The organism is Streptomyces sp. NPDC031265 (genome assembly GCF_055570295.1).
In genome coordinates this window covers 279657-298229 of record NZ_JBVIHM010000006.1, presented here as the reverse complement: position 1 = coordinate 298229, position 18573 = coordinate 279657, and the positions used below count along the sequence as shown (strand labels likewise).

Here is an 18573-nt window from a genome sequence, read left to right as displayed (position 1 = left end):
CCCACCCACCCCCCCCCCCCCCCCCCCCCCCCCCCCCCCCCCCCCCCCCCCCCCCTCCACCCTCCCCCCCCCCCCCCCCCCCCCCCCCCCCCCCGCCTCGGGCGTACGTGTACGAACGGTCAGACGGACGGCGCGGGCTCGGGCTCCGGGGCCCCGGCCTCCGACGTCTCGGCGAGCCAGGAGAAGACCCGGTCGTGGAAGAGCGTCATGGAGCCGGAGTGACAGTGCGCCCCCCCGCCCTCGTCCGCGGTGAAGACATGGAGGGTCTTGGGGGAGTTGAGGCCCGTGTACACCTTCTTCGCGTGCTCCAGACCGGCGAAGAACATGTCCTCCTCGGCGTCGAGCACCAGGACCGGACAGCGCACCTGCCCGACCACGTCCGCGAGGCCGAACGCGGGCATCCGGCGCAGCAGTTGGGCCGGGCTCTGGGCCCCGAACGTCCACATCGCCTGCCGCAGCAGCCAGCGCGTGAAGGTCTGCTGGACGGCGATCCCGTACATCACGGGGTTGGCGAAGTCGTCGCAGCCCTGCTCCACCCACTCCTGGACGAACGGCGGCAGCCACACCACGTCCCCGAGCTGCCAGACCGCGTCATGGGCGACGCACCCCGCGAGCCGGTGCTCGAACGCGGCGGCCCGGACCGCGAGCAGCCCGCCGAGGCTGGTCCCCACCAGCGTGACCTGCTCGGGGTCCACCCCGGGCTGCGCCAGCGCGAAGTCCACCACGGGCGTGACCACCTCCTCCCAGTCCGGCCGGAAGGTGAGCCCCTGCTCGCGCAGCACCGAGCCCTGCCCGGGCCCCTCGAAGCAGAGGACGTGGTAGCCGCGCGCCTGGGCGGCGGCCGCGATGAAGAAGTAGCCCTCCTCAAGGGTGGAGTCGATGCCGCCGTGGTGGATCAGGGTCGGGCGCGGCCCCGCGGAGTCGTCGGCGCGGTAGAAGTACCCCGGCAGCGAGCCGTCCCCGTACGGGATGCGGACGAACTCCGGCGGGCGCTCCATGAGCCCGGCCGCCTCGGCGAAGGTCTCCTTGGAGAGCCGCATCAGCCGCGCCGCCTCGGGGTCGTGCAGCGGGTCGTCGCGCAGGAAGAACTCGGCGGTGCGGTAATACGTGTGGGCGCGCAGCAGGGCGCCTCGGGCGTCGACGGTACGGCGCTGGGCGAGCGCGGCCGCGGCGAGGCCGTGGACGCGCTCGGCCAGTGCGGTCCACTCGCGCCGCCAGGCGTCCGTGTCTCCGCCGGGGATGCGCGAGGCGACGGCGATGATCTCGCCGAGCTGGGCGCCGCCGAAGTCGGCGTAGCCGGCCGCCCGTAAGGCCTGGTAGTCGAAGGCGGGGTCGTCGAAGAGGAACTTCATGGTTGCGGCTCCTGGGTGGGGAGGCGGTTCGGTGCCCGTCCGCGCGGCGGACGGGCGGATGGCGCTGCGCTCGCGCGCGGCCGACCAGTGCGTGCGCCCGGCGTCCGGTTTCCCGTTCCGGTGGGCGCGGCCCGTCTACCGGGGTGCGGGGTGGGTCCGGGTGCCGTCGAGGAAGGTGTCCACGATCGCCTCCGCGAACGCGGCGGACTCCACCGGACGCTGACGGAGGATCAGCCGTGCGAGCATCGGCCCCGTCAGCAGCTCGATGGCCTGGTCGACGTCGAGGCCGGGGCGCAGCTCCCCGCTGTCGAGCCCGTCGCGCAGCACCTGCCGCATGGCGTCCCTCCGTGCGGCGACCGCCGTGTCCTCGTACGCCTCCACCAGCTGCGGCCGGTGCACCGCCTCGCCGAGGAGGCCGGCGAGCAGGCGGTGCAGATTGGTGTCCTGACCGCGGTGGCGGATCTGGTCGACCAGATCCACGAGACGCTCCCGCAGGGGCAGTCCGTCCGAGGGGGTGACGGGGACGTCGAGGCTGCTCAGGGCAGCGAGCACCAGCTCTTCCTTGTTGCGCCAGCGGCGGTAGATGGTGGCGCGGGCGACTCCGGCCCGCTGGGCCACCAGGTCCATCGACAGCGCGCTGAAGCTGCATCCCTCGCCCAGCAGGCCCAGGGTGCTCTCCAGGATCGCCCGGTCGGCCGCGGGGTCACGCCGGCGCCCGCCGCGGGCGGTGCGCTGCGCGGGCGGCGCGGGGGCGGGCCCGTCCCCGGTCGCGGGGACGGGCCGGAGGCCGGCGGGCGCGGCGCCCTCGCCCTCCGGTGGAACGGGTGGTGGCATGCTCAGACCTCCGAGGAGTGGTGGACCCGGGCCGCTTCTTCCGCACCGGCGGGTTCGTCGGGCGTACGGGCGGGCAGCAGGAGCAGGCTGACGAGGGCGCCGAGGAAGGTGACCCCGGCGGCGACCAGTGCGGTGAGGTGCATCGCGGAGACGAACGAGTCGACGGCGTGGCCCGCGAGCCCGGCGCCGCGCGGGCCGAGCGCGTCGGCCACGGCCAGGCTGCTCTGCACGGACTCCCCTGCCTTGTCGCGCAGTTGGCCCGGGACGGCTCCCAGGTGGTCCGACATCCGCGAGCGGTACGCGGTGGACAGGACCGAGCCGAGGACCGCGACGCCGAGCGCCCCGCCCACCTGGCGGAAGGTGGTGTTGACGGCCGAGCCGGTGCCCGCGCGCCGACGGGGCAGGGCCGACATGACGGCGGCCGTGGCGGGCGGCATCACACAGGCGATGCCCACGCCCAGGACGAAGAAGACGGATTCGAGCAGCCACAGCGAGGTGTGCTCGTCGACGGTGGCGACGACGACGAACGCCAGGGTGGTCAGCAGCATCCCGGTGGTGCACACCGGGCGGACCCCGATCCGCTTGGCCGCGAGCGTGGCGGGCGGCGAGAACGCCAACTGGGCCACGGCCAGCGGCAGCAGACAGTATCCGGCCTGCAGGGGCGTCCAGCCGCGCACGCTCTGCAGATAGAAGACCAGGAAGAAGGTGGCGCCGAGCAGCGCGAAGAACACCAGGCCGATCACGGTCACGGCGGCCGAGAAGCGCGGGATGCGGAACAGCGCGATGTCGAGGGCCGGCCGCTCGGCCCGACCTTCCCAGACGACGAACGCCGCCAGCACGACGAGCCCGCCGAGCATCGTCCCCCACACCCGCCCCGCCGCCCAGTCGTCCGACTCGCCACCCTGGATCACCCCGTACACCAGCAGGGTCAGACCCGCCACGGACAGGGCGACGCCCACCGGGTCGAAGCCGCCGCGCCCGGGGTCCCTGGACTCCGGCACGACGACCAGCGCGGCGACCGTGCCGATCACCACGATCGGGATGTTGATGAGGAAGACCGAGCCCCACCAGAAGTGCTCCAGGAGCGCGCCGCCGGTGATGGGCCCGACGGCGACCGCCAGACCGGCCGCGCCGGCCCAGATGCCGACGGCCTTGGCGTGTTCGGCGGGCGGGAAGACGTTCATGATGATCGCCAGGGTCGCGGGCATCACCAGCGCGCCGCCGACACCGAGCCCGGCGCGCGCGGCGATCAGTTCGCCGGCGCTGCCCGCGTACGCGGACCAGAGCGAGGCGCCGCCGAAGACGACGAGCCCGGTCACGAGCGTACGTTTGCGGCCCCAGCGGTCGGCCAGCACTCCGGTGCTGAACAGGAGGGCCGCGAAGACGAGCGTGTACGAGTCCACCGACCACTGCAGCGCGCTGGAGGAGGCGCCCAGGCCCTGTGGTGCGGGCTCGGCGAGCGTCTTGAGCGCGACGTTCAGGATCGATGTGTCGAGGACCACGAGCAGGAGGCTCACCACGAGCACGCCCAGTACCCACCAGCGGTGGGCGGCGGCCTGGTGCTGCTCGGCATTGCGATGTTCGAGCTGAGTGGTCACGGGTGCCGCTCCTCGGAAGGAAGAGGGTGTTGCGTGAACTGCCGTCTGCAGCTGTGCGGTTCACGACGCTAGACCCGTCCACCAATCGAGTCAATGCCGTATCGAAACACTGCTGACTCATGTCTCGGCCGCGGCAGGAGAGCCCAAGAGCCTGCGGCACTGGGTGCCAACTCCCCCTCCGTACATGTGTGAACACCCCTCACACTCCCCCTCCCCACCGCACCCTGCGGGAAGACCCGAAGCTGCGACGTGCACCTCAAGGCTGCCTTTACACGCCCTTTTCACTTCCCACCAACGATGGGTCAGCAGATGGCACTTGGTGCCGCACCAGCCCGAACAGACCGACCCGGCCAGACCGACAGGGGAAGAGATGCACAGGACGTTGACCGAGGCCGTACGCGCCGGAGCCGAGCAGCACCCCGACCGGCTCGCGTTCGTGTACCTGCACGAGGACGGCCGGACCATGCGGCCCGAGGAGCTCACCTACGCGGAGCTGGACCGCCGCGCCCGGCTGATCGCCACCCGGCTGCGCCAGGAGTCGCTGGGCGACCCTGCCCGCCCGGTGCTGCTGCTCTACCCGCCCACGCTCGACTTCGTCGCCGCGTTCCTCGGCTGCTTCTACGCCGGGCGCACGGCCATCCCGGCCCCGCTGCCGGACGAGCCGGGCGAGCGTCTCGCCCGGGTCAGCGGCATCCTGCGGGACGCCGCAGTGGGCGCGGTCCTGACGCTCCCCGAGCACCGCCAGGGTCTCGCCGCCTGGCTGGCCGCCTCCGGCGAGCAGGACGTGGTGTGCCTGGCGCCCGAGGACGACGGCGAGGACCCCGCGCTGTGGTTCCCGCCGCAGGTCCACGCCGACGACGTCGCCTTCCTCCAGTACAGCTCGGGCTCCACCAGCCAGCCCAAGGGCGTCATGGTCACGCACGCCAACCTGGCCGCCAACCAGGAGGCCATCCACCGCGCCATGCTCACCGAGCCCGGCGTCGTCACCGGCAGCTGGCTGCCGCTCTACCACGACATGGGCCTCATCGGGATGACGCTGCACCCGCTGTGGATGGGCGGCACGAGCGTCCAGATGTCGCCCATCTCCTTCATCAAACAGCCGTACCGGTGGCTGCGGATGATCCACGACTACCGCGTCGAGGGCACCGCCTCGCCCGACTTCGGGTACGAGCTCTGCGCCCGCCGCACCACCGACGAGCAGGCCGAGGGACTCGACCTGTCCAGCCTGCGGGTGGCGCTCAACGGGGCGGAGCCGGTGCGCGCCGCCACCATCCGCACCTTCACCGCGCGCTTCGCCGCCCAGGGGCTGCGCCCCGAGGCGCTGTTCCCCTGCTACGGGCTGGCCGAGAACACCCTGCTCGCCTCCGCCGGGGACACCACCACCCGGCACGTCGAACTCGCCGTCGACGCGCACCTCCTGGAGCAGCACGAGCTGCGGCCCGCCCGCCCCGACCGCACCTCCAGGACCCTGGTCGGCTGCGGCGCGCCGGCCGGGAGCGAGGTGCTCGTGGTCGACCCCATGACGCGCCAGGCGCTGGCGGACGGCCAGGTCGGCGAGATCTGGCTGCGCGGCCCTTCGGTGGCGCGCGGCTACTGGAACCGCCCGGAGGCCACCGACGAGACCTTCCGCGCCGAGACCGCCGACGGCCGCTCCGGCTATCTGCGCACCGGCGACCTCGGCGGTCTGGTCGGCGGGGAGCTGTTCGTCACCGGCCGCATCAAGGAGATGCTCATCCACCACGGCCGCAACCTCTACCCGCAGGACATCGAGCAGGCCGTCCAGGACTCGGGGCCCGCCCTGCGGCGCGGCGGCGGGGCGGTGTTCACCGTCGGGGACGAGGAGGGCGACCGCTCGCACGTCGTGGTGGTGCAGGAGGTCCGCCCGAACAAGCAGGGCGAGTCCGACCTGCCCGGCCTCGCCGCCGCGGTCCAGACGGTGCTGAGCCGCAGATTCCAGCTCCCCGCCGCCAGTGTGGTCCTGGTGCGCCCCGGCGCGGTCCGCAAGACCACCAGCGGCAAGACACAGCGCACCCTGATGCGCCGGCTGTTCGTCGACGGCGCCCTGCCCGTACTCCACCAGCGCCTGGAACGGCCGGTCGCGGCCCTGGTCGCCCGGTCGGCCGAGGCCGCCGGGCAGTCCGCTCCGCCGGCCGCCCTCGGCCGCTGAGCCCGCCCGGTCCTCCGAGCGACGCCCCCAAGGAAGAGGTACCTCATGTCCATCGCCCCCGACACCCGCACCGCGATCCGGCCGCAGACCCCCGTACTGGCCCCCGCGGACCTGGAGAAGTGGCTCACCGACCGGGTGGCCTTCCATCTGCACCGGCCCGCCCGGGAGATCGACCCGACGACCCCGCTCGCCGACTACGGCATCGACTCGGTGGCCGCCATCGGCATCTGCGGCGAGATAGAGGAACGCCACCTCCTGGCGGTCCCGCCGACCCTCGCCTACGACTTCCCGACGGTACGCGCCATCGCCGGGCACCTGGCCGAGCTGCTCGCCGTCGGTGCTGCCGAGGCCGGCTCATGAGCGCACCCGAACCGGTCGCGGTCGTCGGGCTCGACTGCCGCTTCCCCGGAGCCCGGGACGCAGGCGAGTTCTGGAAGCTGCTGATGGAGGGCGGGGACGGCACCCGGCACGTCCCCGAGGAGCGCTGGGAGGCGGACCGCTACCGGCTCGCCGACCCGGCCGCCCCGGGCGAGGCCCGGACCCCGGGCCGCTCCAACACCGTGCGCGGCGGATTCATCGACGACCCGGACGCCTTCGACCCCGCCTTCTTCGGGATCTCGCCCCGCGAAGCGGCCGCCATGGACCCGCAGCAGCGGCTGCTGCTCCAGTGCTCGTGGCGCGCCATCGAGGACGCGACGATGGCCCCCGAGGACCTGGCCGGCACGGATACGGGCGTGTTCGTGGGGGTGATGGCCAACGAGTGGGCCCACCTCCAACTGGCCGACTACGACCGGATCACGGCCCGGCACGGCTCCGGCAACGGCTACTTCATGGGCGCCAACCGCGTCTCGTACCACTTGGACCTCAAGGGCCCCAGCCTCGCCGTCGACACGGCCTGCTCGTCCTCGCTCGTCGCCCTGCACCTCGCCTCCGGCGCACTGCGCGCGGGCGACTGCGACTACGCGCTCGCCGGTGGCACCAACCTGATCATGACGCCGGTCCTCAACATCTTCTACACCCAGGCCGGCCTGTCCGCGCCCGACGGCCGCTGCAAGCCGTTCAGCGCCTCGGCCGACGGCATCGGCCGCGCCGAGGGCGTCGCCGTACTCGTCCTGCGCCGGCTCGCCGACGCACTCGCCGACCGCCAGCCCGTCTACGCCGTGCTGCGCGGCACCGGCGTCAACCAGGACGGCCGCAGCAACGGGATCACCGCGCCCAACCGCTGGGCCCAGCAGCAGCTCATCGAGCGGGTCTGGCGCTCGGCCGACGTCGGCGCCGACGACATCGGCTTCATCGAGGCGCACGGCACCGGCACCCTCCTCGGCGACATGATGGAGGCCCAGGCGCTCGGCCACCTGACCAGCGGCCGCAGCGGCGGCAGCGTCGCGCTCGGCTCGGTCAAGAGCAACTTCGGGCACGCCGAGGGCGCCGCCGGGATCGCCGGGGTCGTCAAGACCGTCCTCGCGCTGCACCACCGCACCGTGCCGCCCAGCCGTTTCGCGGACGACGAGAACCCGGGGCTCCAACTGCCCGAGCGGCACCTCACGCTGCTCAAGTCCCCCCTGCGGCTGCCGTCCGGCACCGTGCACGCCGCCGTCAGCAGCTTCGGCATGGGCGGCACCAACGCGCACGCCGTGCTCTCCTCACCGCCGCGCGCGGTCCACCGCTCCGGCGGGAGAGTCCCGGGCGTGTTCACCGTGTCCGCCCGCTCCGCGCGCCAGCTGCGCCCCAATCTGCTGGCGCAGGCCGACGCGCTGGCCCGGCTGCCCGAGGACCGGCTCGCCCAGCTGTGCTGGACCAGCAACCGCGTCAAGTCCCGGCTGCCGCACCGCGTCGCCGTCGCCTCGGGCGATCTGGCGGGTCTGGTGGCCGGGCTGCGCGAGGCGGCCGGGCGCACCCGCGACGAGGAGGGCGGGGCGCGGCGCACGCCGCCCACGGTGGCGTTCGCGTTCACCGGGCAGGGCGCCCAGCACCCCGGCATGGCCGCCTCCTGGTACGCCTCCTCCCCCGTCTACGCCCGCCTCTTCGACGAGATCGACGAGCACCTCGCCGTCCACCTCGGCCGCTCGGTGCGCGACGCGGTCCTGGAGGGCGACCCCGGGGTGGACCGCACGGGCCTGGCCCAGCCCGCGCTCTTCGCGGTCGAGTACGCGATGGCGGGCACCCTGGCCGACGCCGGGATCCGGCCCGCCGCCGTCATCGGCCACAGCATCGGCGAGTTCGCCGCCGCGTGCACGGCCGGAGTGCTCGAACCCGCCGACGCGGCCCGTCTCGTCGCCCGCCGGGGCGCGCTCATGGAGGCGCTCCCGGACGGCGGCGGCATGCTCGGCGTACCACTGCCCGAGGCGGAGGTGGAGGCTCTGCTCGCCGATCCCGCGCGGGTGTGCGTCGCGGCCGTCAACGGCCCGCGCAGCACCGTGGTCGCCGGTGAGCTCGACGAACTCACCCTGCTGCGCGCCACGTTGGCCGACCGGGGCGTCACCGCCCGCCCGCTGACCGTGTCGCACGCCTTCCACTCCCCGCTGATGCGGCCCGCCGTCGAGCCGTTCCGGCGCGAGGGCGCGGACGTGGCGGTGGGCGCCCCCTCGGTGCCGGTCTTCTCGACCGTGTACGGACGGATCATGGGCGGCGAGGAGCGCATGGACGCCGCGTACTGGGCGCGCCAGATCACCGCGCCGGTGCGGTTCGCCGACGCCGCCGCCGAACTGTTCTCGTCCGGCGTCACCCACGTCGTGGAGATCGGCCCGCGCGCCGTGCTCACCCCCATGCTCGCCCGGCTCAGGCCGGCCGACGGGGACCCGGTGGGCTGCCTCGCCGCCCACCCGGGCGAGCGCGCGCCCCGCCATCCGCTGCACCACCTGCTCGGGGAGCTGTGGAGCGCCGGGGCAGACCCCACCTGGGACAGCCTGTACCCGGAGGCGGACCGCGTGCCGCGCCGGCTGCCGCCGTACGTCTTCGACGACAGCTTCCGCGCCTGGCGCTCCGCCACCGCCCCCGAACTGCCCGCGCCCCGCCTACCCGCCCTGGACGCGGCAGCCGCGGAACCGCCGACGGCGGACCTCGCGGAAACGTGCCCGCCGGCCCCGGACGGTGGTTCCCCCCACGGGGTGTCCGAGGTGACGCACCGTCTGGTGTGCCGGATCGGCGGGCACGACCCCTCGGCGGTACGGGCCCACTCCCGCCTCGCCGAAGATCTCGGCTTCGACTCGATCCAGGTCATGGAGCTCAAGACCCGCATCGAGGACGAGCTGCCCGAGCTCGGCAGCCTGCCCGTCGAGGAGCTGCTGGCGAGCCTGGAGACGGTGGGCGACCTCAGCCGCTATCTGGGCGAGCGACTCCTCGTACCGACCGCACCCTCCGCCCCGGAAGGACCGCGCACATGAGCCCGTCATCCGCCCCCGTCGCCCACCTGGTCTCGGTCGGCACCTGCCTGCCGGGGGAACCGGTGGACAACGCCACCCTGGCCAAGCTCGTCGGCGTCGACGAGCAGTGGGCCGAGATGTTCATCGGCAACGTCAGCAGGCACTTCGCCGTCGACCTGGCGACCGGTCAGGTCCGCCACTCCCTCGCGGACATCGCGGCGACCGCGGCGGACCGGGCCCTGGCGGCCGCGGGCCTGGAGGCCGTCGACATCGACTGCGTCGTCATGGGCACCGCGACCCCGGACCAGCTGATGCCCGCCACCGTCAACCTGGTGGCGGACCGCCTCGGCATCGACAACGTCCCCACCTACCAGCTCCAGTCGGGCTGCGCCGGCGCCATACAGGCGCTCGACGTGGCCCGCACCATGCTGCTCGCCGGGCGCTGCTCGACGGTCCTGGTGATCGGCGGCGACGTCTGCGCCAAGCATCTGGAGACGGACTTCGACCCCGGCTCGCGCACCCCCGCCGAGCTGGTCAACTACATCCTGTTCGGCGACGGGGCGGGCGCGGCCGTGCTCAGCGCCGAGTCCTTCGGGCAGCGCGTCGAGATCCGCCAGATCCTCAACCGCCTGGTGGGCCTGGGCAAGGCGCCCGGCCAGGTCATCGACTGGTTCGGCCTGGGAGACCGGCACAGCGACCGGACGGCGATCTCCGAGGACTACAAGGCGATCGAGGCGGCGGTGCCGGTGCTTGCGACCCAGATGTTCTGGGAGCTCATCGGGGACGTGGGCTGGACGGCCGACCAGGTGGACTATCTGCTCCCGCCCCAGCTCTCCGGCCGTATGAGCGACCGCATCTCCGACTCGATGCCCGCCCCGCTCGCCCAGCGCGTCAACGTGGTGCGCACCGTGGGCAACAACGGCAACGCGCTGCCCTTCCTGCAGCTCGCCGAACTGCTCGACAAGTGGCAGGGCGGCGGGCGGGCCGTCACCGTCGCCGTGGAGTCCAGCAAGTGGATCAAGTCCGGCATCGCTCTGGAGCGCGCATGACCACGATCACGACCAACGCCCCAGAGGCAGGCGGCAGTTGGCAGGACCCGGAGGCGCTGCGCACCCTGCGCGCCCTGTACGCCGCCGGGCGGCTTGAGGCCGAGTACCCCTCGGTACGGCCCCTGCTCGCCCGCCTCCCGGAGCGGCAACTGGCCGCCGCGGGACAGCTGCTCGCCCGGCTCGACCGCGAAGAGGTCGCCCGCCACCACGCCGACGTGCCCGTGGTGACCGTCGCCGTCACCGGCCAGTCCACCGTCGCCCCGCTGGTCGCCCCGCTCACCGCGGAGCTGGCGCGCCACGGTCTTCTGCTCGACCCGGTGGTCTCGCCGTACGGCTCGTACCTGGCGGATCTGCTCGGGCCCGGCGGCTCCGGCACCGGGCCGCAGCCCCGCCTCACGCTGTGCCTGCTGGACGCGCACACCGTCTTCGAGGAGGTGCCGCTGCCCTGGCGGGTCGAGGACGTCGAAGCCGCGGCCCGGTCCCGGCTCGCCCTGATCGGCCGGGCCGTCCGCGCCCATCAGGACGGCGGGCGCGGCCCGTTGGTCCTCAACACGGTTCCGCTGCTGCACCGCCACGCCCGTCAGCTGGTCGATCTGCGTTCCCGGGCCCGGCTGGGCGTCGTCTGGCGCGAGTTCAACAGCGGACTGCTCGCCCTCGCAGCGGAGCACCCCGGCCTGATCGTCGTCGACCTCGACCCGCTGGTCGCCGAGGGGACACCCGCGTACGAGCCGCGCACGGGTCTGTACGCCAAGGCGCGCCTCGCCGAGGGGCTGCTCGCGAGCTACGCCCGCGATGTCGGCCACCTCGTCACGGGGCTGCTCGGCCGGACCCGCAAGTGCCTCGTCCTGGACCTGGACGGGACGCTGTGGGGCGGGGTGCTCGGCGAGGACGGCGTGGACGGCATCGAGCTCGGCAGCGGGTTCCACGGCGAGGCGTTCGCCGAGTTCCAGCGGGTGGTGGCCCAGCTCGGCTCGCAGGGGGTGCTACTCGCCGTCAGCAGCAAGAACGACGAGGACAGAGTGCGCGAGGCGCTGCGCGAACACCCCTCGATGCTGCTGCGCGAGGACGACTTCGTCCGGGTCAACGCCAACTGGTCGGCCAAGCACGACAATCTGCGCGACATCGCGGAGCGGCTCGGGATCGGTCTGGACAGCTTCGTCTTCGTCGACGACAGCACCTTCGAGTGCGGTCTGGTCCGCGAGCAGCTGCCGCAGATCGCGGTGGTCCGGGTCGACGAGGAGCCGGCTCTGCACCCGGCCGCGCTGCTCGCGGACGGCTGGTTCGACCTGCCCGTTCTCACCGACGAGGACCGCGAGCGGGCGGGCCGCTACCGCACCGAGGCCAAGCGGCAGGAGTTCCGCGAGGACACCGGCTCGTACCAGGACTATCTGGACGGTCTCGGCATCGAGGTGACAGTGCGCCCGCCGGAGCCCGCGGAGCTGACCCGGGTCTCCCAGCTCACCCTGCGCACCAACCAGTTCCACCTCGCCCCCGAGCGCCTCCAGCTGCCGCAGGTGCGCGAGTGGGCCGAGCGTCCGGACCGCGGTGTGCTGGTGGTGCGCGCCCGTGACCGGTTCGGCGACCACGGCCTGGTCGGCGCGGTGTTCCTGCGCCGCGACGCGGAGGACCTGCACATCGACAACTACGTGCTGAGCTGCCGGGTGTTCTCGCGCGGCATCGAGAGCGCCTGCCTGGCAGCCGTCCTGGAGCACGCGGCGGCGTCCGGCGCGCACGGCGCGCTCGCCCGCCACCGGCCCACCCCGCGCAACGCCGCCTTCGCCTCCTTCTACATCGACCACGGCTTCGTCCCCACGGGCGTCGCCCCCGACGACCCCACCACCGTCGTCTTCCGCCACGCCCTGCGCGACATCACGGCCGCCCCCGCCCATCTGCGGCTGCACACCGCCTTCGAGGAGAGCTGACCATGACCGCCACCGCCATCGCCGACGCCACCGGGTTCTGCGCACTCCTGGAGGACGAACTCGGCATCCGCGTCGCCCCCGAGGACCTCGACCGCCCCCTCGACGAAGTGGCCGAGTGGGACTCGGTCCATCTGCTGCGCCTGGTCACCGTGGTGGAGAGCGTCACCGGCCGCCGCATCCCGGTGGCCGACCTCCTGGAGGCCGTGACCTTCCAGCAGATGTACGAGGCGGTACGCGCGTGAGCGGCCCCGCCACGGCCGCCCCGGCGGGCTGCCTCGTCCGGGCGCCGCGCGAGGACGCTCCGCTGCGGCTGTTCTGCTTCCACCACGCGGGCGGCGGGGCGTCGTTCTACGCCCCGTGGCCCGCCCGGGTGATACCCGGAGTCGACGTCCTGCCGGTGCAGTTGCCCGGCCGCGAGTCCCGGTTCCGCGAACCGCGGTTCCACGACGCGGGGACCCTGGCCGAAGCCCTGGCCGAGCAGCTCGCCCCGTGGCTGGACCGCCCGTACGCCGTGTACGGGCACAGCATGGGCGCGCTGATCGGCTTCGCGGTGGTGGCGGCCCGGATGCGGGCCGGGGGCCGGGCGCCGCTCGCGATGTTCCTCGGCGCGTACGCGGCCCCGCACCTCACCCCGCCCCTGCCGCCCGCCGATCTGCACGACGACGCCGGCCTCGCCCGCCTCCTGGTGGACATCGGCGGGCTGCACCCGCAGTTCCTGGGCCGCGACGACTGGCTGCGCGCGCTGCTGCCCATCGTCCGGGACGACCTGCGGATCTGCGCCAGCCACCGGGAGGCGGGGCTGCCGGACCCGGACGAGGCGGAGCAGCGGCTGCCGCTCGACATCCGGGCCTTCGCGGGCGCGGACGACGCGCTGGTGGACCCCGGCGCGGTGTACGCCTGGGAGCGGTACGCGCGCGACTTCCGGCTGACCACCGTACCGGGCGGCCACTTCTTCCCGCGCGAGGCCCCCGAGCCGTTCTTCGAGGAGCTCAACCGCTCGCTGGCCGGGCTGCTCACCGAGGCGCGGCGGGCCCCCGCGTGACGGGCCGCCTCACCGCGGGCGCACCACGCGCGGCACCCCGGCCATGCGCCGCCGGGCCTCCTCCGCGTTCTTCTCGTACAGCGTGCGCTGCTCGTCCACACCGGGCATGACCCACAGCGGGCGCGAGGAGCCGTCGGCGAAGGCGAGCCCTTCGGTGTCGGGCCGCAGCCCCGTCACGGTGAGCGCGAACGGCTCCTGGTAGTCGATGGCGCCGTCGGCGGTGAGGCGGAAGGGGCGGTCGTGGCCCGGGTAGATCACATCGGCCGCCCCGATCACCCGGTCGATGCTGCGGGCCGCGAGATCGGCGTCCCAGAAGACCAGCGGGTTGCGGCGCGTCGTGGCCACGTACGCGAAGTGCAGGGCGTCGCCGGTGATCGCGGCCACTCCGGCGTCGGTGTCGACCAGGACGCCGATGCTGCCGGGCGAGTGCCCGGGCAGGCCGATGACGCTGACGCCGGGCACGATCTCCTCGCCGTCCGCCACCTCCCGGATGGGCAGCTGTTCGAGCAGCAGTCCGGTCCAGGCGGGGGTCGCCCAGTCGTTGGAGTGCGGCGCGTGGGCGTAGCGCCGCTCGTCGCCGTGGAGGAGCAGCTCGGCGCACGGGAACAGATCGATGTTCTGTACGTGGTCCCAGTGGGCGTGGGTGAGCACCACGGTGTCGATGTCCGCCGCTGTGAGGCCGTGTGCCGCGAGCGCCGCCCACAGATGGGGGCGGCGTCCGACGTGGGCGGCGTCGACGAGGATGGTGCGGGGGCGGCCGGTGGCGTCGGCGCCCCGGACGAGGAAGACCCCGCAGAAGGCGGGGTAGCCCTGGTCGGTGTCGATGGCGAAGCCGGGCAGGAGAATGTCGATCGTCGGCATGGAACTCCCTTGTGTGTTGACGCTGTTGACGCGAAGCCGGCCGTGTTCCGGTGTCAGCCGTCGGCCGCCTCGTGGACGGCGGCGCGCAGCGCTTCGAGGCTGTGCGGGTTGGCGAGGGTGGACAGGTCGCCGGGCGCGTCCTGGGTGACGCAGTCGCGGATCAGCCGGCGCATCACCTTGCCGGTGCGGGTCCGTGGCAGGTCGGGCAGGGCGACCACACGGCTGGGCCGGAACGCGGGCCCGAGTGCGTCGGCCACGCGCGCGCGGATCCGGTCGGCGTCCGGCGCCGAGAGCGTCCCGTGCGCGGGCACCACGAAGCACCAGAGCGCCTCGCCCTTGACCGGGTGCGGAATCCCGACCGCCGCCGCCTCGGCCACGGCGGGGTCCCCGAGTGCGGCCTCCTCGACCTCGGCGGGGCCGAGCCGTTTGCCCGCCACCTTCATCACGTCGTCGAGGCGGCCGTGCACGAACCACTCCCCGTCGGACCGGGACGCGAGGTCGCCGTGGGACCAGCGGCCGGGCCTGCGGCTGAAGTAGGTGTGGGCGAACCGCTCGGGCGCGCGCCACAGGCCCCGGGTCATGCCCGGCCAGGACTGGCGCACCACCAGTTCGCCCATCACGCCCTCGCCGGCCTCGGCGCCGTCCGCGTCCTCGATGACCGCGTCGATGCCCAGACAGGGGCCGGTGAAGCCGCACGGCGTCTGGGGGACGGTGGGCGCGGACGCCAGGAGCGAGCCGCCCACCTCCGTACCGCCGCTGATGTTGATGACGGGGCAGCGGCCGCCGCCGACCTCGTGGAAGTACCAGCGCCAGGCGTCCTCGGTCCAGGGCTCGCCGGTGGAGCCGAGGATCCGCACCCGGGACGCGGCTGACCCGGGCCCGGCGGTGGTCATCATCGCCCGCGCGAGGCTGGGCGAGCTGCCGAAGACGCTGACCCGGTGGTCGTCCAGGAGCCGCCACAGCCGGGCCGGGCCGGGGTGGTCGACGGCGCCTTCGTACGCGAGGACGCAGGCGCCCGCGAGGGTGCAGCCGACGGCGACCAGGGCGAACATGATCCACCCGGGGTCGGTGACCCAGAAGGCCACGTCGTCGGGGCGCACGTCGAGGTTGTAGCGGACCTCGGAGCCGACCTGCACGGGAAACCCGCCGTGGGTGTGGATGGCGCCTTTGGGACGTCCGGTGGTGCCGGACGTGTAGAGGAGGAGGAAGGGCGCACTGGCGGGCAGCGGCACGGTCTCGGCGGGTTTCGCCTCGGTGAGCGCCTGCCAGGTGGTGGTGGCCGCGCCGGACGGCGGCGCGGTGTCAGGCGGTTCGTCCGCGACGACCACCAGGTGGCGTACGTCGGGGACCTTGCCGGCCGCCGCGCGGGCGACGGGCAGCATCTCGTACCGCTTGCCGCGCCGGGTCGTGGCCCCGGCCGTCACCAGCACCCGGGCCTCGGCGTCGGCGAGCCGTACCGCCAGCGCCTCGGTGCCGAAGCCGGAGAACATCGGGACGAGGACGGCGCCGATCCGGGCGCAGGCGAAGAGCAGCACGAAGGCCTCGGGCCCGGGTGGCAGATAGCCCGCCACCCGGTCCCCCTCCCCCACTCCCAGGCCGCGGAGTCCCGTGGCGACCCGGGCGCTGAGCCGCGCCGTCTCGCGGTAGCCGAGCCGCCCCCGCGTGCCGTCCTCGCGCTCCCAGCGCAGGGCCGTCGCGTCCGGGCGGCCGCGGCGCACATGGCGCTCCAGACAGGACTCGACCAGGTTGGTCCGCCCGCCGGGGAACCAGCGCGTGGCGGCGATCCCGCCCCGCCCGTCGCGGGCGCACTGCGGCTGCTCGTGCCAGACGATGCCCATGTCGCGGGCGGCGCTGGTCCAGTACCACTCGGGGTCCGCGATGGAGCGGCGCTGCAGCTCGCGGTATCCGTCCAGGCCGTGGGCCCGGCAGAACCGGGCGACGTTGCTGTGCTCGGTCAGCTCCCGGCCGGGGTACCAGGCGTACTCGCCCATCAGTGCGCCTCCGGGTTCTCGATGAGCGCGGCGATGCCCTGGCCGCCGCCGATGCACAGCGCGACGACCGCGAACCGCGCGCCGGTGCGGCGCAGTTCGTGTGCGGCCTTGAGCAGCAGGATCGTTCCCGTCGCGCCGATCGGATGGCCGAGCGCGATCGCCCCGCCGTTCGGGTTGACCCGGTCGGGGTCCACCTTGAGGTCGTCGAGTACGGCGAGGACCTGCGCGGCGAACGCCTCGTTGAGCTCGACCACCGCGATGTCGTCGAGGTCGAGCCCCGCGCGCCGCAGCAGCTTCCTGATGGCGCCGGCGGGCGCGAATCCCATGATCTCCGGCTCCAGGGCGGTGACCACCACATCGCGCAGCAGGCACAGGGCGACGGTCCCCGGGCGCAGATCCGTGGCGCGCGTCATCAGTACGGCGGCGGCCCCGTCGTTGAGCCCGGCCGAGTTCCCGGCGGTGACCGTGCCGTCGGGGGCGAACGCGGGGTCGAGTTGGGCGAGCCGTTCCACGGTGGTGCCGGGGCGTGGGTGTTCGTCCCGCTCGACCGTGCCGTCCGGGGTGAGCACGGGAACGATCTGACCGGCGAACCGCCCTTGCGCCACGGCCTCGGCGGCCCGCTGCTGGCTCCGGGCGGCCCAACTGTCCTGGCGCGCCCGGGAGATGGCGAACCGCGCCGCCACGGCCTCACCCGTGAGCCCCATCGGGCCGTGCGCGAAGGGGTCGGTGACCAGCGAGAACGTCCCGTCGATACGGGGTGGTCCGGGAAGCTCGTCGGCGGCGCGCTCGCTGTAGTCGAGCAGCGGCTGACGGGTCATCGACTCATTGCCGCCGGCCACCATGACCTGCGCCTCGCCGAGGGCGAGCGTCTGCGCGGCGGACCAGACGGCTTGCAGGCCGGAGCCGCACAGCCGGTTGACGTTGTACGCGCGGACGTCGACCGGCAGTCCGGCGGCCAGCGCCGCGCGGCGCGCGTTGAACGCGTCCGGCCCCACTTGGCCGACGCAGCCCAGGACGACCTCGTCGACTTCATGCAGGCCGATACCGGCCCGCAGCAGCGCCTCCTGGATCACCAGGGCGCCGAGCCGGTGCGCCGGGATTGACCGCAGCGCCCCCTTGAACCGCCCGACGGGCGTACGCGCCCCGTGGACCACGGCGATGTCGGACAGCATCAGATCCCCCGCTCGTCGAGCCAGTCGAACACCTGCTGGTGGAAGTGGAGGGCCGCGCCCTCCTGGCAGTGCTCGCCGGAGCCGTCGGCGGCGGCGAACCGGATGAGGTCCTTCTCGGCGCGCAGCGCGGCGTGGACCCGCTGCGCCTCGCCGCGCGCGACCACGTCGTTCTCGGCGTCCAGGACCAGGGTCGGGCAGGTGATGTGCTCGGCCACGCCGTCGAGGTTGTACGGCATACAGGCGCGCAGGGCCTCGGCCGGGGTCTTGGCCCCGAAGGCCCACATGCCGTGCCGCAGGAACCAGCGCAGCTGGGTGCTGTGGGACATGGCGACCCCCAGGGCGGGCCCGGCCACCTCGTCGCGGCTCTCGGCGACCCATTCGGCCAGGTGCGCCGGGATGCCCGTGAGGGGCAGCCGGTAGAAGTCGTAGATGCCGTTGTGCAGGACGCAGGCCGCGAAGCGCCGTTCGAAGGCGGCGGCCCGGGCGCCGAGGAGCCCGCCGAAGCTGGTGCCGAAGAGGACGAGCCGGTCGGCGTCGACCCCGGGCAGGCTGAGGGCGTGGTCCACCACCGGGGTGACCACCGCCTCCCAGTCCGGCCGGAAGGCCAGGCCCTGCTCGCGGCGCACGGACTGCTGGCCGGGCCCCTCGAAGGCGAGGACGTGGTAGCCGCGCCGCAGGGCACCCGCGCCGACCATGAAGTACAGCTCCTCCAGCGTGGAGTCGTACCCGCCGTGGTGGATCAGCGTCGGCCGGGGCTCGTCCGTGGCCCCGGCCAGGAAGAGGTAACCCGGCAGGGTCGTGCCCTCGTACGGGATGCGCAGAGGGACCACCGGGGTGTCGAACAGCGCGGCGGCGCGGGCGAACGTCTCGCGCGAGTGCAGGGCGAGGCGGTCCGACTCCCGGTCGTGGTCGCGGTCGTCGAGGCGGAAGAAGTCGGCCGTGCGGTAGTAGTTGGAGGCCCGCAGCAGCGCCTCGCGCGCGCTCACCCGGTGCCCGGCGGCCAGTGCGTCGTCGCCGGTGCGGTGCAGCCGTGCGGCGGTGGCCGCCCAGGCACGGCACCAAGCGGCCTCGTTGCCGTCGGGAACGTCCTGGCAGGTGACGAGCACCTCCCCGAGATCGGCGCCCCCGCAGGCGGCGTGTCCCGCCGTGCGCAGCGCCTGGAAGGAGAACGCCTTGTCGTCGAAGAGGAACTTCACCGCGGCCCTCCCGCTGAACCCACTGAA

General features: G+C 74.0%; 14 protein-coding genes. 7 read left to right on the top strand and 7 right to left on the bottom strand.

The genetic code is table 11. The features are described 5' to 3' along the window. Positions 1–119 precede the first annotated feature (119 nt). From ACZ499_RS13160 to ACZ499_RS13150, 3 genes are all read right to left on the bottom strand, one after another. On the bottom strand, positions 120–1352 hold the full coding sequence (locus ACZ499_RS13160; protein ID WP_468674535.1) for an alpha/beta hydrolase family protein: 1233 nt from the start codon (positions 1350–1352) through the stop codon (positions 120–122). 135 nt (positions 1353–1487) lie between these two features. Then, a complete protein-coding gene (locus ACZ499_RS13155; protein WP_468674533.1) occupies positions 1488–2186 on the bottom strand; it encodes a TetR/AcrR family transcriptional regulator in 699 nt (232 codons plus the stop codon). A 2-nt stretch (positions 2187–2188) separates the two neighbouring features. Continuing rightward, complete coding sequence (locus ACZ499_RS13150) at positions 2189–3784, bottom strand: DHA2 family efflux MFS transporter permease subunit (protein WP_468674531.1); 1596 nt, start codon at positions 3782–3784, stop codon at positions 2189–2191. Positions 3785–4154: 370 nt separating this feature from the next. Between ACZ499_RS13150 and ACZ499_RS13145 the strand changes: the two genes are divergently transcribed. The 7 genes from ACZ499_RS13145 to ACZ499_RS13115 are packed head-to-tail and all read left to right on the top strand — an operon-like array spanning position 4155 to position 13326. Then, the gene (locus ACZ499_RS13145) at positions 4155–5951 is read left to right on the top strand and encodes a fatty acyl-AMP ligase (protein ID WP_468674529.1); all 1797 of its coding nucleotides are present in this window, start codon (positions 4155–4157) and stop codon (positions 5949–5951) included. Positions 5952–5996: 45 nt separating this feature from the next. Continuing rightward, positions 5997–6311 (top strand): acyl carrier protein, encoded by a 315-nt coding sequence (locus ACZ499_RS13140; RefSeq protein ID WP_385539001.1) that lies wholly within the window; start codon positions 5997–5999, stop codon positions 6309–6311. Further along, the gene (locus ACZ499_RS13135) at positions 6308–9334 is read left to right on the top strand and encodes a type I polyketide synthase (RefSeq protein WP_468674526.1); all 3027 of its coding nucleotides are present in this window, start codon (positions 6308–6310) and stop codon (positions 9332–9334) included. The genes ACZ499_RS13140 and ACZ499_RS13135 overlap by 4 nt, the downstream gene beginning before the upstream one ends. Then, a complete protein-coding gene (locus ACZ499_RS13130; protein WP_468404380.1) occupies positions 9331–10362 on the top strand; it encodes a 3-oxoacyl-ACP synthase III family protein in 1032 nt (343 codons plus the stop codon). The genes ACZ499_RS13135 and ACZ499_RS13130 overlap by 4 nt, the downstream gene beginning before the upstream one ends. Continuing rightward, positions 10359–12284 (top strand): HAD-IIIC family phosphatase, encoded by a 1926-nt coding sequence (locus tag ACZ499_RS13125; protein WP_468674524.1) that lies wholly within the window; start codon positions 10359–10361, stop codon positions 12282–12284. The genes ACZ499_RS13130 and ACZ499_RS13125 overlap by 4 nt, the downstream gene beginning before the upstream one ends. A 2-nt stretch (positions 12285–12286) precedes the next feature. Further along, positions 12287–12526, top strand: coding sequence for an acyl carrier protein (locus tag ACZ499_RS13120; protein ID WP_385538997.1), 240 nt, complete (start codon positions 12287–12289; stop codon positions 12524–12526). Continuing rightward, positions 12523–13326, top strand: coding sequence for a thioesterase II family protein (locus ACZ499_RS13115; protein ID WP_468674522.1), 804 nt, complete (start codon positions 12523–12525; stop codon positions 13324–13326). The genes ACZ499_RS13120 and ACZ499_RS13115 overlap by 4 nt, the downstream gene beginning before the upstream one ends. A 9-nt stretch (positions 13327–13335) precedes the next feature. On the opposite strand, the gene ACZ499_RS13110 is transcribed toward ACZ499_RS13115, so the two are convergent. Genes ACZ499_RS13110 through ACZ499_RS13095 form a run of 4 tightly spaced genes read right to left on the bottom strand, consistent with a single transcriptional unit; the run spans position 13336 to position 18546 of the window. Further along, positions 13336–14187, bottom strand: a complete 852-nt coding sequence (locus ACZ499_RS13110) for an MBL fold metallo-hydrolase (RefSeq protein WP_468674520.1) — start codon at positions 14185–14187, stop codon at positions 13336–13338. 53 nt (positions 14188–14240) lie between these two features. After that, positions 14241–16178 carry an AMP-binding protein gene (locus tag ACZ499_RS13105; protein ID WP_468674518.1) on the bottom strand — a complete coding sequence of 646 codons (1938 nt, stop codon included), beginning with the start codon at positions 16176–16178 and terminating at the stop codon, positions 14241–14243. Further along, positions 16178–17350 carry a thiolase family protein gene (locus ACZ499_RS13100; protein ID WP_468674516.1) on the bottom strand — a complete coding sequence of 391 codons (1173 nt, stop codon included), beginning with the start codon at positions 17348–17350 and terminating at the stop codon, positions 16178–16180. Before ACZ499_RS13100 ends, ACZ499_RS13105 begins: the two co-directional genes overlap by 1 nt. After that, a complete protein-coding gene (locus ACZ499_RS13095; protein ID WP_468674514.1) occupies positions 17350–18546 on the bottom strand; it encodes an alpha/beta hydrolase family protein in 1197 nt (398 codons plus the stop codon). The genes ACZ499_RS13100 and ACZ499_RS13095 overlap by 1 nt, the downstream gene beginning before the upstream one ends. Between the last annotated feature and the right edge of the window lie 27 nt (positions 18547–18573).

Bases quoted from the DNA above. Each gene is read 5' to 3' on its own strand.
- ACZ499_RS13160 (WP_468674535.1), bottom strand. From the start codon at position 1,352: ATGAAGTTCCTCTTCGACGACCCCGCCTTCGACTACCAGGCCTTACGG.
- ACZ499_RS13155 (WP_468674533.1), bottom strand. From the start codon at position 2,186: ATGCCACCACCCGTTCCACCGGAGGGCGAGGGCGCCGCGCCCGCCGGC.
- ACZ499_RS13145 (WP_468674529.1), top strand. From the start codon at position 4,155: ATGCACAGGACGTTGACCGAGGCCGTACGCGCCGGAGCCGAGCAGCAC.
- ACZ499_RS13140 (WP_385539001.1), top strand. From the start codon at position 5,997: ATGTCCATCGCCCCCGACACCCGCACCGCGATCCGGCCGCAGACCCCC.
- ACZ499_RS13135 (WP_468674526.1), top strand. From the start codon at position 6,308: ATGAGCGCACCCGAACCGGTCGCGGTCGTCGGGCTCGACTGCCGCTTC.
- ACZ499_RS13130 (WP_468404380.1), top strand. From the start codon at position 9,331: ATGAGCCCGTCATCCGCCCCCGTCGCCCACCTGGTCTCGGTCGGCACC.
- ACZ499_RS13125 (WP_468674524.1), top strand. From the start codon at position 10,359: ATGACCACGATCACGACCAACGCCCCAGAGGCAGGCGGCAGTTGGCAG.
- ACZ499_RS13120 (WP_385538997.1), top strand. From the start codon at position 12,287: ATGACCGCCACCGCCATCGCCGACGCCACCGGGTTCTGCGCACTCCTG.
- ACZ499_RS13110 (WP_468674520.1), bottom strand. From the start codon at position 14,187: ATGCCGACGATCGACATTCTCCTGCCCGGCTTCGCCATCGACACCGAC.
- ACZ499_RS13105 (WP_468674518.1), bottom strand. From the start codon at position 16,178: ATGGGCGAGTACGCCTGGTACCCCGGCCGGGAGCTGACCGAGCACAGC.
- ACZ499_RS13100 (WP_468674516.1), bottom strand. From the start codon at position 17,350: ATGCTGTCCGACATCGCCGTGGTCCACGGGGCGCGTACGCCCGTCGGG.